Origin of the sequence: Paenibacillus sp. LX16 (assembly GCF_036252815.1) — a bacterium.
Lineage (GTDB): Bacteria > Bacillota > Bacilli > Paenibacillales > Paenibacillaceae > Paenibacillus > Paenibacillus polymyxa_B.
In genome coordinates this window covers 5,608,254-5,625,135 of the sequence record NZ_CP141152.1, presented here as the reverse complement: position 1 = coordinate 5,625,135, position 16,882 = coordinate 5,608,254, and the positions used below count along the sequence as shown (strand labels likewise).

Annotated in this window: 15 protein-coding genes, 1 tRNA gene and 1 pseudogene; 8 read left to right on the top strand and 9 right to left on the bottom strand. The window is 41.1% G+C overall.

What is annotated here, in order from left to right:
- Positions 1–38: 38 nt before the first annotated feature.
- From T3H97_RS25230 to T3H97_RS25210, 5 genes are all read left to right on the top strand, one after another.
- A complete protein-coding gene (locus tag T3H97_RS25230; RefSeq protein ID WP_328801233.1) occupies positions 39–1,343 on the top strand; it encodes an ABC transporter substrate-binding protein in 1,305 nt (434 codons plus the stop codon).
- A gap of 319 nt (positions 1,344–1,662) precedes the next feature.
- Positions 1,663–2,691 (top strand): NADH:flavin oxidoreductase/NADH oxidase, encoded by a 1,029-nt coding sequence (locus T3H97_RS25225; RefSeq protein ID WP_328801232.1) that lies wholly within the window; start codon positions 1,663–1,665, stop codon positions 2,689–2,691.
- Between the two features lie 173 nt (positions 2,692–2,864).
- Positions 2,865–3,791 carry an ABC transporter ATP-binding protein gene (locus T3H97_RS25220; protein WP_328801231.1) on the top strand — a complete coding sequence of 309 codons (927 nt, stop codon included), beginning with the start codon at positions 2,865–2,867 and terminating at the stop codon, positions 3,789–3,791.
- The gene (locus tag T3H97_RS25215; RefSeq protein WP_328801230.1) at positions 3,784–4,494 is read left to right on the top strand and encodes an ABC transporter permease; all 711 of its coding nucleotides are present in this window, start codon (positions 3,784–3,786) and stop codon (positions 4,492–4,494) included. The genes T3H97_RS25220 and T3H97_RS25215 overlap by 8 nt, the downstream gene beginning before the upstream one ends.
- Before the next feature lie 28 nt (positions 4,495–4,522).
- Positions 4,523–5,257: an ABC transporter permease gene (locus T3H97_RS25210; protein WP_328801229.1), complete on the top strand. Its 735-nt coding sequence runs from the start codon at positions 4,523–4,525 to the stop codon at positions 5,255–5,257.
- A 214-nt stretch (positions 5,258–5,471) separates the two neighbouring features.
- On the opposite strand, the gene T3H97_RS25205 is transcribed toward T3H97_RS25210, so the two are convergent.
- From T3H97_RS25205 to T3H97_RS25190, 5 genes and pseudogenes are all read right to left on the bottom strand, one after another.
- Positions 5,472–9,065, bottom strand: coding sequence for a family 14 glycosylhydrolase (locus T3H97_RS25205; RefSeq protein ID WP_328801228.1), 3,594 nt, complete (start codon positions 9,063–9,065; stop codon positions 5,472–5,474).
- Positions 9,066–9,385: 320 nt separating this feature from the next.
- Positions 9,386–9,549 (bottom strand): annotated as a pseudogene (locus T3H97_RS26515) (hypothetical protein); the annotation flags it as partial.
- A gap of 172 nt (positions 9,550–9,721) precedes the next feature.
- Positions 9,722–9,934: a hypothetical protein gene (locus T3H97_RS25195; RefSeq protein WP_328801226.1), complete on the bottom strand. Its 213-nt coding sequence runs from the start codon at positions 9,932–9,934 to the stop codon at positions 9,722–9,724.
- Between the two features lie 31 nt (positions 9,935–9,965).
- On the bottom strand, positions 9,966–10,199 hold the full coding sequence (locus T3H97_RS26510; RefSeq protein WP_442955627.1) for a glutaredoxin family protein: 234 nt from the start codon (positions 10,197–10,199) through the stop codon (positions 9,966–9,968).
- A 32-nt stretch (positions 10,200–10,231) separates the two neighbouring features.
- Positions 10,232–10,303: transfer RNA gene (locus tag T3H97_RS25190), tRNA-Cys, on the bottom strand.
- A gap of 137 nt (positions 10,304–10,440) precedes the next feature.
- On the opposite strand from T3H97_RS25190, the gene T3H97_RS25185 reads away from it, so the two are divergent.
- The 3 genes from T3H97_RS25185 (at position 10,441) to T3H97_RS25175 (ending at position 12,327) form a co-directional block, all read left to right on the top strand.
- On the top strand, positions 10,441–10,668 hold the full coding sequence (locus T3H97_RS25185; protein ID WP_025683859.1) for a hypothetical protein: 228 nt from the start codon (positions 10,441–10,443) through the stop codon (positions 10,666–10,668).
- Positions 10,669–11,336: 668 nt separating this feature from the next.
- Positions 11,337–11,885: a sigma-70 family RNA polymerase sigma factor gene (locus tag T3H97_RS25180; RefSeq protein ID WP_328801225.1), complete on the top strand. Its 549-nt coding sequence runs from the start codon at positions 11,337–11,339 to the stop codon at positions 11,883–11,885.
- 196 nt (positions 11,886–12,081) lie between these two features.
- The gene (locus tag T3H97_RS25175) at positions 12,082–12,327 is read left to right on the top strand and encodes a helix-turn-helix domain-containing protein (RefSeq protein ID WP_328801224.1); all 246 of its coding nucleotides are present in this window, start codon (positions 12,082–12,084) and stop codon (positions 12,325–12,327) included.
- A 311-nt stretch (positions 12,328–12,638) separates the two neighbouring features.
- Here T3H97_RS25175 and T3H97_RS25170 read toward each other — a convergent pair whose 3' ends face one another.
- The 4 genes from T3H97_RS25170 to T3H97_RS25155 all read right to left on the bottom strand — a co-directional run bounded on the left by T3H97_RS25170 (position 12,639) and on the right by T3H97_RS25155 (position 16,834).
- Positions 12,639–12,944, bottom strand: coding sequence for a hypothetical protein (locus T3H97_RS25170; RefSeq protein ID WP_025719399.1), 306 nt, complete (start codon positions 12,942–12,944; stop codon positions 12,639–12,641).
- A complete protein-coding gene (locus T3H97_RS25165) occupies positions 12,926–14,002 on the bottom strand; it encodes an anti-sigma factor (protein WP_328801223.1) in 1,077 nt (358 codons plus the stop codon). Before T3H97_RS25165 ends, T3H97_RS25170 begins: the two co-directional genes overlap by 19 nt.
- Positions 13,989–14,495, bottom strand: coding sequence for a sigma-70 family RNA polymerase sigma factor (locus T3H97_RS25160; RefSeq protein ID WP_328801222.1), 507 nt, complete (start codon positions 14,493–14,495; stop codon positions 13,989–13,991). Before T3H97_RS25160 ends, T3H97_RS25165 begins: the two co-directional genes overlap by 14 nt.
- A 1,616-nt stretch (positions 14,496–16,111) precedes the next feature.
- The gene (locus tag T3H97_RS25155; RefSeq protein WP_328801221.1) at positions 16,112–16,834 is read right to left on the bottom strand and encodes a phospholipase A2 family protein; all 723 of its coding nucleotides are present in this window, start codon (positions 16,832–16,834) and stop codon (positions 16,112–16,114) included.
- Between the last annotated feature and the right edge of the window lie 48 nt (positions 16,835–16,882).

Sequence of the window (16,882 nt, the reverse complement as noted above, 5' to 3'; positions counted from 1 at the left end):
CGCATGGACGTTGATCACAAACAAATGGGGGAGTATCCATGTTAAAGAAGATGATGGCGTTATCCGGCAGTTTGCTTTTGACGGTCGGTTTGTTGAGCGGATGTGGAAGCAGCGGCGGCACGGATGGGTCGAAAGAAAATGCTGGCGGCAAAGAAGATTTGAAAACGGTTACAATAAACATGTTCACAGCCTCACCGGAGTATACTGATGCTTTTAACGCGTACATCGAGGAGTATAAGAAGGTCAAACCTAATGTGAAGATTAATCTGGAGATCATGCAGGCAGACTACAACACGATTCTGAAGTCGAAAATAGCCTCAGGTAGTACACCGGATGTATTCCAAACGACGGCAGGAGGCGACATCGACACGTATGCGGATTATAGCGCCGATCTGACCAATGAGCCGCTGGCATCAGCCATGACGGATGCTGTTCGAGCGAATATGAGCTCCAGTGACGGCAAAGTGCTGGGACTCCCGGTAAAGGGGAACCTGTTTACGCTGATTTACAATAAGGATTTGCTTACCAAGGCTGGGGTAACCTCCCCGCCGAAGACGATTGCAGAAATGCAGGACGCAGTCAACAAGCTAGAGGCGAAGGGCATTACTCCATTTGCCAATGCATATAAAGAGTGGTGGGTGTGGAAGCATATCTTCCAACACTATGTAGATGCTGCCGCGCAGGATGCAGGCGTGGAACCGAAGCAGCTCGTTAGTGATTTTATCGCAGGCAAAGCAAAAATCAAGGACTACCCCGTGCTGTACAACAACTTCTTTAACTTCATTGATTTGACGGTGAAACATGGCACAGATAAGCCGCTGGAAAGGGACAGCAATGCGGAAGTAAGTGATTTTGCATCCGGAAAAGCTGCATTTATGACGGGTAAAGGTGCGTGGGATGAGGAAGCAATCAAGAAAATTAACCCTGATCTCAAGATTGGCATCATGGGATATCCGGTGAGTGACAAAGCTGATCAATCGGTCATCATTACCGGTGCGGATCAGGCGCTGCGTATCAACAAGGATTCCGAAGTATCGAAGGAAACGATTGAATTTTTCAACTGGCTGTACACTTCGGAATACGGTAAGAACTGGTTCTCCCAGGTAGCGAAGGTGATTCCTCCAATTAAGGATGCACCGCTTCCTGATCTGGAAATGCCTAAGGAAATGGAAAGCATTTTGAAAACGTCGAAGTCCGGTGATCTGTCTGTGAACTACTCGCTGGATACATTCCACCAAAAATTTGGCGAGCTGATGCAGGCATATATCAGCGGTAACATGAATAAGGATCAGGCGGTTGCAGAGATTGAGAAGGCATGGGTGCAATTAGGCTCAGCACAATAAGATTAGTTCTGCAGAGGCGTCCGTAAGGGCGTCTTTTTGTGTTATAGCCAGGAGGTAAAGAAGATGTAGACAAAAAAATATTTAATAATATTTAAATATTTACTTGCAAAAAGTTATTAAGTTGTGGATAATAGATTGTGTGCAATATATCTACAACATACGACATACATAATGACTGCAAGTTGCAAATGTGAGAGATCCCCCGTTGGAGGGAATCTCTTTATTCCGTTTGGACTATGCCGATTATGTCTATAATAGACCGTGTTAATTTGGAGCGTATTTTCGTTTATGTGACGAAGATAAAAAGGAGATGAACGTTTTGACGAATTCGTTGTTTACACCGTATACACTGAAAGATTTGGAATTAAAGAATCGTGTGGTGATGCCGCCGATGTGCCAATACTCGGTGACAGCCAAGGACGGGATTCCGAATGATTGGCATCATGTTCATTACCTGAGTCGGGCTATTGGAGGTACGGGCCTGATTATTATAGAAATGACGGACGTGGAACCGGATGGACGGATTACAGATTATGATCTGGGTCTTTGGTCAGACGAGCATGTCCCAGCTTATAAGAAACTGGTTGACGGCATTCATGCGCACGGGTCCAAGGTAGGCATCCAGATTGCTCACGCGGGCCGTAAAGCTGAGGATGCAGCTGAGCCAGTGGCTCCTTCGGCCATTGCATACCCGGATGCGAATTATAAACAGCCACGCGCGCTTACGACGGAGGAAGTCCGTAGCATGGTGCAAAAATTCGCAGACGCTACCCGGCGTGCAGTTCAAGCAGGCGTGGATACGATTGAACTGCACGGGGCACATGGTTACTTGATTCACCAATTCCATTCGCCAGTTACGAACAAGCGGGACGACGAGTACGGTAAGGATTTATCCCGTTTCGGTGTTGAAGTTATTCAGGCTGTACGCAATCAAATGCCTGCGGGTATGCCGTTAATCTTACGCATCAGCGCGGTGGAATACGTAGATGGTGGGTACGATGTGGATCATGCCATTGAGCTGAGCCGTGCATATCAGGCTGCAGGCGTAGATGTGATCCATGTTAGCTCGGGCGGGGAAGGCCCTGCTGGCGCCAGAAAGCCGGGCAACTATCCGGGCTATCAAGTGCCGTTCGCACGCCAAATTCGCGAGGCACTGAACATCCCGGTGATCGCTGTAGGCGCACTGGATGACCCAGCCTTGGCGCAGTCCGTTATCGGCAACGAGGATGCCGATCTGGTCGCTGTGGGACGCGGATTGCTTCGCGATCCATATTGGGCGATTCATGCAGCAGTGACGCTGCGCGGCGAAGAGCCTTCCATACCTGAACAATATCAACGTGGCTACTGAGGCCTAAGTAATCCCACGTTGTTTATATATAAACAAGGCACCTGCAACGAAGTGTACGCTTCGTCAGGTGCCTGTTTTGTTTTATGGACAGATGGTACAGTGTAAGCAATCTTACACGTAGTAGTGGTTATATTTTGTATACTTGTATTATTTAGTGATTAGGAGGTTTGAAAGTGGATTATATTATCGAAACGAAAAAGCTCCGCAAACAGTTTGGGGGGTCTGTAGCCGTAGACGACATATCCTTACACGTGGAGCGTGGCAGTATCTATGGTTTCCTCGGTGAAAATGGAGCTGGCAAGACTACTACCATCCGCATGCTGATGAGGCTGATTGAGCCTACAAGTGGGGAGGTTTTTTTGTTTGGTGAGCGTTTGGAGAAAAACTACCCTTCTATTTTCTCGAAAATAGGTACGATTATTGAAATACCAGGTTTATACGAAAATCTGAGTGCGCGAGATAATCTTAGAATCTGCTGTATGTACATGGGGGTACAGGATGATGGGAGAATTGAACGAACATTAACTACTGTGGGATTAGAGCATACCGGCAAGAAGAAGTTTAAGGATTTTTCCCTAGGAATGAAGCAAAGATTAGGGATTGCGAGGGCGCTTGTTCATGACCCTGAGTTGCTCATATTAGATGAGCCGACGAACGGACTGGACCCATCTGGAATTAAGGAAATTCGTCAGCTATTGAAGCGGTTGTGCGAGGAAGAAGGAAAAACGATTCTTATTTCCAGTCATATCTTGAGCGAAATTCAGCAGTTAGCTACACACATCGGGATTATACATAATGGAAAACTATTAGCGGAAGATCGTTTGAGTCGGTTGGAGGAAGGTTTTGAGCAATACACCGATGTAAAGGTTGACGATGCAGAAGCAGTACAAACGTTTCTGCAAGAACATATGAAGCAGCTACAATCTAATGTGATATCCCCACAACATCTAAGAATTCATAGTCCGATCGAAAATACAGCCACGTTAAATAAACAGTTAATAGAACATCATTTTCCAGTCTATGAGATACACACCTCCAAGCAGACGCTAGAGGAGTACTTTTTGTCTCTCATTTCAGGAGAGGGTGGGCGACATGATTAGAGCAGAGCTCATTAAGCTTAAAGGTTCTAGAGCCTTCTTGTTGAGCTATATTATATTGCTGGCTGTTGTGCTGTTGGAATTCGCGACGAGCGCTATTTTTTACAGATATTCAATTGATAATTCCGGTTGGAATTACTATTTTACAAATATTGTTTCCTTGGTCAATATTGCAGCCGGATTTATCAGCTACTACATATTAACCGGTCATATTTTTGCAAGAGAGTACCAGGAAAACACGCATCTGTTTATGTTTACCACGCCTGTCAACAGGATTAAATTTTATTTTAGTAAATTGATCATTATTTATGGATTTATTATTGTGTCCTTATTTCTCGTTCTGTTTTTGTCTGCATTATTAGGCATGTCCATTACAGATCGACCTTTAACGATGGCTATCTGGGTATACCAAATCCAAGTGTTTGCTAAAATGTGTGTGATGCATGCGATGTTAATCCCAATCGCCTCTTTTTTTGCTATACGCTGGAAGAGCATCATGGTGGTTGTACTCCTAGTTTGTACTGCAATATTTTTGAATTTTATATACAAAAGTGAATGGTACCCTTGGATTGTGCCCTATCTCTTATCTCCTAATGAAAGAAATGCGACTATACCTACCAATGTTTCAATAGCATGGCTCAGCTTATCCGTGATCTTTCTTCTTGGATTGTTTTTATCCATATGGACATATCAGAGAAGAGCCTAAATGAAGATTTTTTGAAAGGAGGGCTACTATGTTTGACCTGTTTAGAGCAGAGTGCTTGAAGCTGAAAGGAACTAAAATTCTTTTTCTAAGTGTGTTTATTTTAATAGCAACCGTATTTTTGACTTTTAGTACTTACGCCATAAATCCTAAACTTTCCTTGGATCGTGATGGATGGAATGAATACTTTATGGATTTGGTATCCTCGATTAATTTAATAACTGGATATATGAGCTACTACATTTTGACCTGCTATATCTATGCGAGAGAATACCAGGAGAACACTCATATTGCACTGTTTACAAACCCAGTTCGCCGAACTCGGATTTACTTCAGCAAGCTGCTCGTTATCTATATGTACATCGCTGTTAGCCTGCTGTTAGCATTTGTGCTATCTGCGATATTGGGTATGTTTATTACGGCCAGACCGCTAACCTTTGAAGTCGTTATGTATCAGCTTGGGATCTTCGCTAAAATGATTGTCCTGCATGCAATGCTTATCCCGATCATCACGTTCTTCGCCATTCGTTGGAAAAAATTTGTACCCGCCATTATTGGGATGTGTACGGTTATGTGCTTAAATTTTGTTTTGGTTAATACACCGGGGAATACCTTTTATCCATGGACAGTGCCGTTATTGTTTTCTCCCCATGGACAAATGGGCAGAACATTCACGTATGTTCCTGGAGGGGTCATCAGTATTTTCTTTATTTTTGTGCTGGGACTTTTTTTAGCGTTGCGAAGTTATGTTCGTATAGAAAAATAAGTAGAGTATAACAAAAAGAAATAGACCGCCCTGCTCAAGGGGAAAACGGTCTATCTCTTTAGATCGCCTTTGAACAGCCGACCGCTCTTCAAAGCGGCTGTTGCCAAGAGTAGGGATGTTACCAGCATCCTTGCTCTTTTTTAGCATATCCTTCTATAACTTATTTTAGCGCATCTGAATAATCAATGTAACTGAATATGACTGAATGTGACTGTTACTTAGTGAAAATTTTAACTTCCTTTGGAGCAAGAGTCACGGTGATCGAACCGTTGTTGATCTGAATGGAGTCGTTGCTCAGTTGGTTGGTCAGACGGGTACCGTTGGACAGATTGTCGAAGTTGCCAATCGTGCGAGTTTGACTGCTCCATGAGTTGTTGATAAGTACGATGGCCTCGTCGCCGTTTTTAGAGCGCTGGAAGCTGTAAAAGGAGTCGTCTACCCATTTTTCCTTTTGGCTCCCGTTTTGCAGGGCAGGGTGGCTGTTGCGCACACGGTTCAGCTTAGCGATGTACTGATACAGATCATGATTGGCGTTAAACACAACGTTTTCCCGGTTAGCAGGATCATCTCCGCCACTAAAGCCTTGCTCGGTGCCTTGATAGATGATAGGAATCCCGCGTGAGGTCAAAGTAAAGCCTAAGGCAGCTTTGAGCTGAGGCCATTTGTCATAGTTAGCACCCGGCTTGCCAGAGGCGTCATTCAGGAAACGTTTTACATCATGATTGTCGATAAATACCCCGTTGGTCTGGGCATCGCGATAGTGACGATCATCTGAGTAGCGCTCCTTGATTTTCTTCATAGATTGATCGTGTCCGAACACATCCTTGATTGTATAATACATCGGAAAATCCAGCGCGGCATCGAGATATCGGGTATAATCGCCCACATAAGCGGGGTCGCCACTAAAAATCTCACCGATGGTAAAGGTATTGGCCGCTTGGTCAAAATCCTTCAGGAACCCTTTGGGTACATGCTTCACAGTGTCCACCCGTAGTCCGTCGACCCCCGACTCGTTCAACAGCCATTTGATCCAGTTTTTGAGCTCATTTGCTGTTGCGGGGTTGTCCTGATTCAGGTCATCTAATCCAGCCACATCACCGTTTTCGATTTTCGATTGGTTGTTGGAGCTGTAGTCTGCTCCTGTGATGTCGCCATTGTGATGATACCAGTCCGCTTTGTCAAAAGGAGCCTTGGCGATGCCGTTCCCAGGTTGAAAATCGCCAGTGTGATTGGGAACTACGTCCAGCATAACAGCGATATTTTTGTCGTGTGCTTTACCAACCAGCTCTTTGAACTTGTCCATGGTACCAAGATGTCCGTCTACCGCATAAAAATCATACGTATGATAGCCGTGGTAAGCGTATTCGCTCTTTTGCATCGTTACCGGAGTAATCCAGATGGCGGTAAACCCCATATTTTTAATGTAGTCGAGTTGGTTAATAATACCTTGAAAATCGCCACCATGCCACTTGCGCTGATCGCTGTTGTTGGAATTGAAACCACCGTAATTATCGTTGGATGGATCTCCGTTGCTAAATCGGTCTGTCATGATAAAATAAATGCTCTGTTTGCTCCAGTCTGTGTTGAGGGGAGTGGGCTTGGAGAGGGTATTCAGATCTATAGGAGTGAAGGCGCCCGAAGGCGCCTCCGTTTGAATAGTTACTTCAACCCCGTTAGAGTTGGGTACGTACGTAGAAGTGCCTACATTTAAGGATGCACCCGAAAGTTCCACTGTTTGGATAGGTCCTGCAACTTCGTTGAGGTTGGTTGTGTAGGTGGAAGTCCCTACGCTGAGGATGCTCCCCGAAGGTGCCCCCGTTCGAATAGTTCCTGCGGCTCCGTTAGAGCCGGGTGTGTAGGTAGAAATTCCCGTGCTGAAAAGGTAGTTTTTTGTGTTGTTGCTGTCCCAGCTGTTATTGCCGTCGTTAAAAGCGGCTTCCAATTGGGAGGCAGAAGCGATATCGACGGTAATTTTAGCATAGCCGCTAATCTCGGCATCCTGCATTTTCACACCGGGTACGGCAGTCCAGTTTCCACCAGCCGGGCGGTAGTGAATGTAAGGCGAGTTAAAGCCTTTTTTGTAGTATACCGTTACCTTGTTAGTTGTACCGCCGCCATCCCCGGGAATCGTGCCCGCTGGAGCGCCTGATGTGATCGTTCCCGCATTGCCGCTGTTACCGGGCGTGTAAGTAGAAGTGCCCGTGCTGAAGGAGTAGTTTTTGGTGTTGTTGCTGTCCCAGCTGTTATTACCGTCGTTAAAAGCGGCTTCCAATTGGGAGGCAGACCCGATATCGACGGTAATTTTGGCATAGCCGCTAATTTCGGCATCCTGCATTTTCACACCAGGCGCAGCAGTCCAGCTTCCGCCATCCGGACGGTAGTGAATGTAAGGTGAGTTGAAGCCTTTTTTGTAGTATATCGTTACTTTGTTGCCTGTACCGCCACCGTTATCGCCGGGCTTGGCCTTGTTTACGATATACTGTTTGAATCCACTCAACTCACCGGTTGGTGAGCCATCATTGTTGACGAGATTGTTGATGCGCAATAACGTAAACCCGTGATAACCGAACTTCGTGATTTTCTCCTCGATTTTTTGGAAGCCGCTGCCGCCTGTCGGGAGTGCATTTTCACCATTCAGGCGAACACCCTTGGCATTCGCGATGGAGGAGACGGTATCAACCAGGGTGGACGGCAACGAATAATTCGGTGCTGTGCCACTGTCACTCATCTCCAGGCAAGTAAATGTCAAGTCTAGATCGGCATCCTTGAATTTCTGAATGAGACGGTTGTAATCATAATATCCACCTGCTTGCTCTGTGCTGTGAGGCATGGCAGGATTGTTCATCTGCCAGTGCAGACCGGAAATCTTGGCTCCGATACGGACACCGAACACAGAATCGAAGTTTTTGTGTGCAGCAGCTCCGATGACGCCCAGATGCTTCTCAAGCACGCTTTGGTACCACGACAAAAAATCCTTCCCATACGTGGAATTATACCCGCCATTCGTGTAAAATCCGTCCCCATCGGTCGGCGGATTGATTTGGCTAAGGCTGCTCAGCTTGGTGCCCCATGCTGCATTAATCTTGTCCATTGATCCATACTTTTCATTCATGGCCGTGCGGAACGCACTTTTAGCTGTTTCAGTGTAGGCTTGGAATTTGCCCCGTGCAGGATAACTCCATCCCGCTGACGGATAGTATGAAGGATATCGCAATTCTCCAGAGGGCCCACCGCTTAAATAAATTTTGGGAATGATGCTTTTGTAGCTAGCAAAGGTTTGAGCAAATGAGGCATACAGCTCGTCATATTGTTTACCAGTCCCGCTCCATAATGGAGAGAGGGCTTCGTTATTGGCAAAACCGCTTTCGTCCTTGAACTGCATTTCATCTGCACTGCCCTTGCTCGACAGCCAGCTTGGCAGCGGGATGTTGCAATCATCCCCCACATTTCCCCCACACTTATGCGTAGAGATAATAGGAACCCACTTCAATCCCACTTCTTTCACGGCATCTGCATAGGTCTTGTAGTAGCTCCAATCGAACTGGTTATCTCCTGCGCTCTCCACATGGCCCCACCAGACGTCGGTGGTAATAGCATAAACACCGTTACTTTTCAGTGTTTGCAGTTGCTTTTTGAAGGCACCCCAGTCATTAATTTTCGCCAACGGTCCCATGACAGAAGCTTGAAAATCATCAGCAACCGCGGCGCTCGCCGTATTGGAGGGTGAGCCAATGAAGGCGGTCAGAGATAGTACAAGGCTTAGCAGAATCAGGCACCCTTTGTTCCATAGACTTCGATACAAGGTCAAACCGATCATCCTCCCCAAAGCATAGTCTAATTCGACAAACTTTTGTAAACGTCTACAAAAACAGTATAAAGCAAGCGGTTGCATAAAAAGAAGAATTTATTGCACACTCAGAGTGGACAAATATGACATTTTACGTAAGCAACCGTGTGTTTAAAAGTTTCCAGGCAAAAAAATAAGGCATAGGTCTGAGTAAGACGCATGCCTTTTAGTGATGTGCGGATAGCCAATGCCAGTATAGGAGAAAGTGAACTAAGCGTAGAGAAGCTTTGTTCCATTCTATATGAAAGTATTGCCGAGACAGCTTGCTTAATAGTTGCTTACTAATAAATAGGACGATCCTTCTGGTCGGCAATGCCGATTTTACGGTAGAAATAAATACGTATTGATCCGATCCCGCCATTCTTTGGCATGCTCTGCCTGATGCTCCAGCCGCTCCAGCACCTGTTCATACATGGGCACCATTCAGTTGATCTCGCAGACTGATTTAGATGTCTTTGAGACAAGTGAATTTTCCACATTTTCCACGAATCTGTCCAAAGAGGTGTGTTCACTAACGTGGAGTATATTTATGTGAAATTGAATATAATTTACACCCATTCTAACAGAAATAGCTTACTTGGAACGTGTCTATATGATCTTCCATTAGGATGCTGTTATCACACAAGTGAATTTTTTTTTGAATCAGATTCATTTTTAGAGTTTCTTAATAGGCTAATCCTTTTAATTGTAGCATTAAGCTGATTCATTGAGTTGTCTAACTTATCTAATTTTTCTCCTAGAGTCTTCAAAATGTACCAAAGAAGAATAAAACATAGCGAAACGGGAAATCCAACATTTGTAATTAATGAAATCATTGCCTCTACACTCATAGATATCTTCCCTTCAGAAGAGATTTTGAAATTATAGAAGCGTCTCCCTAAGCTTGTTTGGATTGAATCCGCAGATAACTGTTTCTTTGCCAGATCTCTTTATGATTGTGTAGGGTACGCCTTTAATTTCACGAAGTAACTTGAGATCATTTATATTGGTAATATCAATGTCAGTAAAATTGATCTTGTTTTCCTCCATCCACTCCTTAATTTTTTGGCAAAATATACAATTTGGCTTTGTGTAGATAAGTACCTCTTTTAACATTTACCTTTCTCTCCCATCAAATTAAATTAGCAAGGGGGTACCCGGACTTGAACCGGGGATGAAGGTTTTGCAGACCTTTGCCTTAGCCTCTTGGCTATACCCCCAAACTTAATTGGTGTTTGAAAAGTAAAGTGATAGTAGTTTTAAAAAGAACAACCCAAAAATAAATTCTATTTTTTGGGTTGTTCTATCAGTCCACAGCCTCACTTTATTAAATATAAAAAATTTGGAGGCGATCCTGTTGGAAGAATTGCATGCTTGGAGATCAAGACATCATAATTTTAAAATTGAACTATTGAAACTAAGTAAGAAAATAGAAGAAACTGAAAATCCTAGTGATATTTTATTTTACCAGGAGATATGTGAGAAATATGCTTATCATCTTAAAAAAATTGAATCCGCTTGCTACGATAAAGTAGGTGTCACAATTTGTGGTTGTAACTTTAATCCTGAACATTGTACGGATTAGTGCTCCTTTCCTTTGTCAAGTAAACAAACATGTGAATTAAAATTATATGAGTTAAACTTTTAAAGTATAAATTAAACGGATGGGACACAATAGTGTTAGAGAAGCGAGACGGCAACTTTTAAAGCATTACCACCGAGCCTGCTGCCCTGATTATAGGATTTAATTAAGCGGTATTAGGAAGGGAAAAAGGGACATGATCTAACTGAGTAGTAGTACTTGTAAGTTAAGCTTAAATCATATAGCAAAACTCCGCTTCCTCTTTGGAAGCGGCTTTTTTCATTTCTCAAAGAGCTAACGCTCATAAACATTTTATTCAAAACCTGTTAATCACAAGTGATAAATATTCAAAGATTTTAAATTTCTATTTTTTATGTATTCTTATTATGTATTTTTATATATACCAATTAAATACTAAATTGTAATATTAGCAGCCGTGTAGAATAACTAAACCTTTTTACGTCATTTTATTGATTGGGGGTGTGCGAAAAGTTTTTTTCAGACCACTTTCAGTCTGTCTTCTTGACTCTCTCAAATATCTCAATACTAAAGCCTTTCACAAGGTTTTTTAACAATTTTTTTAAAAAAACATCCTTTTAGACATTTATGGTTGTGGTTTCGCCAAGTTGTATCACTTTGATTAAACATACTGTTTATTTAGGAGGGAAATTATGAACTCTTATATACTAAATTTTACTGAAATTGTTAGCATTCTTTCAAGAAAAAAAATTATAAATGAGTTTTTGAATGATCCAGAGCACTATGCTTTATTCAAGGAAAGTATTATGTTTCCATCTGATGCTAATAATAAGGAACTAGATGAAAAATTCAAACAATTCTTTTTAGAACTTCGTTTTACAACCTATATATCATCCTTGATACATTATGCTTCGATAGATTTTGACAAGAAACAAAGAAGAATCCGAAAAAGAAACGTGTTAATACCGGAAGAGGATTCACACAATCTTTTTAAGGATATATGTACACAATATGAATTCTTGAAGGATAAGCGAACAGCTAAGATAGAAGATGTGGTAACGAGTTCAAAGCTACATAAAGCGATAAGTTTATTAACGGAAAAAGAAAAAAGTATTTTGAGCGCTTCATATGTTATGAATTGTTCGGACACTGAAATTGCTAAAAATAATAACGTATCACAGCAGGCCGTTTCAAAAACAAGAACTAGAGCATTAAAAAAACTCAGAGATTTTTTGGCGTAAAATGGATTAATATATAGTGCTGCAATCAAAAAGTTCCCTAAATATATTCGCGAAATAGGGGGAGATTGCTCAAAGTAGAACACTGCAATCTTATAAAAGAACAGTATCAGTCCAATCTATATGATCAAGGCATCAATCCTCAATACTCTCGGGAAAAATAGAGCGAGCAATTCGTTATATAAAGGGGAGAGAAGCAGTGAACTCTTTTATCGATCTAATTAAGAAAGCACAACAAAGAGACGCACGAGCAATAGCAACTATTATTGATAAATTCAATCCCAAAATTCAAAAATCTCTTACACAGACAAAACCTCAAGATCGTAATGACTTAAGACAAGAAGTAAGCTTAAAATTAATCGAGGCAATCTATAGATATGATTTGAAATCAGTGCCTGGTTTTTGGGAATTTGTAAACAAAAAAAATGAAGAGACAGAAAATTAAGTCTGGTGCTGTAAGCCGGGACTGTCTTGTGAGAGTGGGATATCAAAACATATTGCAATTAAGCGACCAGTCGCCTGAAATCTATCGGCGACTGGTTATTTAGTTTTGTTTGAATGCGAGTTAAGTTAGTAAATAGCGTGATGTATATATCAATTCATTCGCATTATGGTTTAATAATAAACCAAATCTGTTGAATAACTGGTATATAAAACCAAAATTATTTTTTAATTCATGTTAAATATAACATAATTATTCTGGAAAGAGGCGACTTAAAACCATCTATAAAATGTGAATCATTTACCGCCGTTTTATCATGGTTTGGGATTAATTGACCAAGCGAGTATTATTATCACGAAAGAGAAGAGGAGCACAAAAATATTCAGTCCAATCCCCCACCATGCATACATTTTAGATCGCCTTGTAAATAGTGCTACAATTCCCGAAAAAATTCCTAGTACTGGTATGCTATATAGTGCTTGAGGAAGAAAAAAAGAAGAGAGAAATAAATAGTTAATATTCAATTCAACTAATGAGAAAATACCGCACAAGAAAGATATCATTCCTGTTATAGGGTGTAAAAGGGTTCCCTTTTTATTTTTTATGAATGCCAATTCCATAACTCTACCTCCCCAACTTTTATTGTGCGCACCATTTTATTACTTTTAAGTTTTTTTAGTTCTTCAGATGGCCCTGTAACGACGACTCCATAAGTGAGTATTCCATTTTTCTTTATATAATCCAAACGTTTAGAGAAAGATGTATTCTGGTAGTTTGGAAAAGTTGATATTAGCTTTTGTCGCTGAGCCAACTGTTCGACAATTTTAAGAAATATAGGTTGGATTCCTTGTTCAGCAACCTTAGCTCCGAAAAATGGAGAAAATAAATTGGTATCAGAATGCGTAGGGTACCCCAAAGGAATTATTTGTTCACTATTTTGTGAGTTTTCCACTCCTGAGTTTACTGCAAGCCACAGAGTATCAATACTTTTGGGGAGCTTGTGTTCCACTTCTTGGGGAGAGTACAAATCATCGAAAGAAATGTACAATTCGGCGACAGACCCAGAAGGCAAACCGTTTAAAACCTCCCACTCCTTATTTTTATCAAAATTCAGGTTGTTACTCGGGAAAATGAAATGATTCTTATTTGACTCAGATACAGGTATACTTGTTTTAGATTGCCGTTCCACAGCAGAAAATTGTTTCATTGTGTAATGCACTTTGATTGCCTCAGAATTAAGACTTTGCTTCCCAACACGTTTTAAAGTGTTAAAATTCGCATCCATAGAAAAAAAACCAATTCTAGTATCAAACCCTTCTTCTAGCATTGTGTTAGGTTCAGTTACGTAGATTAAATTCTTAGTGGTGTCTAGTAAGTCGTTAGCTCGGTTCCCTGTTCCGTAATATAAATAGGAACAAAGTGTTAGAACAGGTACAATTAAAAGTAAAATGGTTAGAACAATGAGGATTGTACTTATCTTTGCTTGGTATTTTGCTAATTTTATAATGCCCTTTGAACCTTTTTCTTCAAAGTGTAAAGTGGTCCCTAGATCTAAATTAGCTTTTTTAAACAACTTATTGTATTCATCATTAGTCCCCTCTTGATCTTCTTTAGGTGTTAAATTACTATTAATACTTTTTTTATCGAGAAATTGTTCGTTATCGTTATCCTTCTTCATGTAGTATGCCCCTCTTTTCAAGAATGGTTTTTAACTTTTTCCTCCCACGATAAATATGACTTTTTAAAGTATTAAGATTTAACCCCAACACCTCAGCTGCTTCGTGCATTTTGAGTTGATGTAAATCACATAAAAGGATGGCTTGGGATTCTTTTTCGGGTAGAGTATGAATTGATTGTATTAACTGCCTTAATTGATCACGCTCTATGAACTGATTTTCCGGAGTATTGTTATCCAATAATTCTAGTCCCTGGATTTCTTCAATAAGCGCATTTTTTTTGTTTTTTCGTCGTGTGAAATCAATAAATGCATGGTATCCAACTTTAAATAACCAAGCCTTAATATTTCCAATTTCATTATCCTCAAGATGTAAAAAGGCTCTAAAGAAAGTTTCTTGGACTAGTTCCTCTGCAATGAAATGATTACAGGAGAGGGAAAGCAGGTATCTATACAAGTCGTTAAAGTAGCTGGAGTAAAGAGTTTCTAGGTTCATTCTTTCCTCCTTTCACTACAACCACGAATGAAGACAGGGAAAAGTTGCAGTAAATAATAATTTACTGATGGATTTTAAATTTATTTACATACCGATTATTGTGACGGTCCCAAAGAAATAAATATTCAGCTTATGGTCTGATCATGTGTAATATAGTTACCAAAATACATTTGTGCAGATGAATCTCGATTTATTAACTCCTTCATCATAGCACAATCGAAATAGCTCAATTTGAATTCCTTAAACGGTAAGAGTGAAGAAAGATAACAATGATTAAATGACGGATTGTCAAGCCAAGTGCAACAGATCCTCTGTAAATCGTTCGTGAGTGATTTTCCAGTCCAGACATTGTCGGGGAGGTGGTTGATGAGGAAGAACATGCGCCAGTACTTCATCCGTGATTTGAGTAAAGTCGCCGCCTTTAGGGAAAACCTCTTGAAACAAACCGTTTGCGTTCTCGGTAGATACTTGTTGCCATGAAGTGTAAGGGTCTGAAATAGATCTGAGGTGGTGGATCGCTTCGAGGCTCGCGTAACAAGCAAAACCCTTTTCCCCGAGGGGGGGAAGTAGCCGTAACGCTTTGAAACGTTCCGGAAGAGTACTAGAAAGCGACTACGCCAAAGGTAATCTCCATGGACAAGGCCTATGAGATCCGGCACTTTTATCGCGGTTTACAGACGCATCTTCAGTTTGATGAAGGTAGCTAAGTAGTTTTTACTTTTCCCACGACTGGGTATTACCGTATCCAGTTCCCAGTACGAAAGGTTCCCAAGAGCATACTTCTTTGACGCGCTCCTGAATTGACTTCCTATCCCAAACTTCCCACGTTTCTCTGTCGGTTGTTTCCGTTTGCCTCTGTGCCCTAGCATCTAAGGAGACACTCGTCAACACACCAGTCATACAGCTTGCGCTAGAGCGTCAGGCCATGGGCCATTTATTCCAGTAGGTGTCGCACTTCATAATTACAATCCGTCATATATTAATTTGTAATTTGGAGTATTCGGTGATGAAGGTGATTTTTATTAGAGGCTAATTTCCACTGTCGCCAAATGCCCTGCTGTCCATTTATCATAAGCAATGAAAAACGCGAAGTAGCGGAATTTGACTAGAATTTAGACACGGGGAATGGGAGTCTCGCGACAAGCTGTATCTGTGAGTAGACGAGTGCTAGCAGTATGGAAATTAAACACAGGAGCTAGAGCGAGCGTATTGAATCTAGGGTCTTTGTAAAGGGGTACGTGAGCCAAGCTGTAAGGGAATCTTTTAAAAAAAATATAAAGATCAGCGTGAGGCTCAAAATAAATAGTAGGGAAAGGTACCTGCTTTTATTCCGCTGAAAGAATTCATTCTGCTTAAGGCTTCATGTTCCTAGTCAGTACAAACATATTTATCGTAAGTCGTCTTAATATTATCGTTTTCAAATAGTAGTTTATAAGCCTATAGAACGGTTTCTTGTTCTGCTCCTTATGAAAAAGAAATTACCCTTTCTATATGGAAATATCCCCTTCAAGTTTACTCTTTCCTCATGTGACATAAGGTTTTTTTGAGTGTCTACTTGAAGGGGATAGTACTATTTTAAGAAGTGAATATATTTATACATTTTTAAGTATTATCTATTAGCATCCTTCGAAATAAATGATAATGGCATTAGCTATAATATAATATTGAGTTCTATATCTGCGAGCGCAGTTCTCGAGAATCCCATCGCATTCGCAGTTACCTTCACCGAAATTTGCCCAGCAACGATCATGTGCTACGCAACATTCATCTAATTCGTTAATGGGGGCGCCCCCACCTCTAGCCATATTGTATCCACAGTTTTTACCACAATGCTGATAACCACCGGGAGCACAAAACTCCGTAGGATCCCAAGCAGTAGTAATTTTACTGTTAGTTTCTCCGGGGGTGTATGCCTCGTCATGAAAAGGTGGAGTTTCCACATCTACGTCTAGATCAACTCCATCATAAGGTGAATTAGTGACGTGAGTTCTCCCTTTTTTCACATCTAACTGTTTCAATTCGTTTCCCTCTAAAATATCTACACCAAGGGAGTAAGTAACTTCTGTACTGTCAACTTCATTATAACCAAAAGCATGAAATACTAATTTCTTATCTTCACTAATGAAATAAATCATTTTCCCTACATTTAATTTTTTGTTTGTTGTATATAAGTCACTCACAAAAGTAGCTTTGATTTTTAGGTTTTCAAGAGAAAATTTCGAATACTCTGTATCAATTAATTTTGAAATTTTCTTATAATCAGGGCTTTTTGTAAGCTCTGATAAAAAATCGGTTGTTTCGATTATTGTCATAGGTCGACCATTAATTATATTCATCATAACTGTATACACTCCTCTAAATTTGAAATATAAAAGCGGATAACGCAC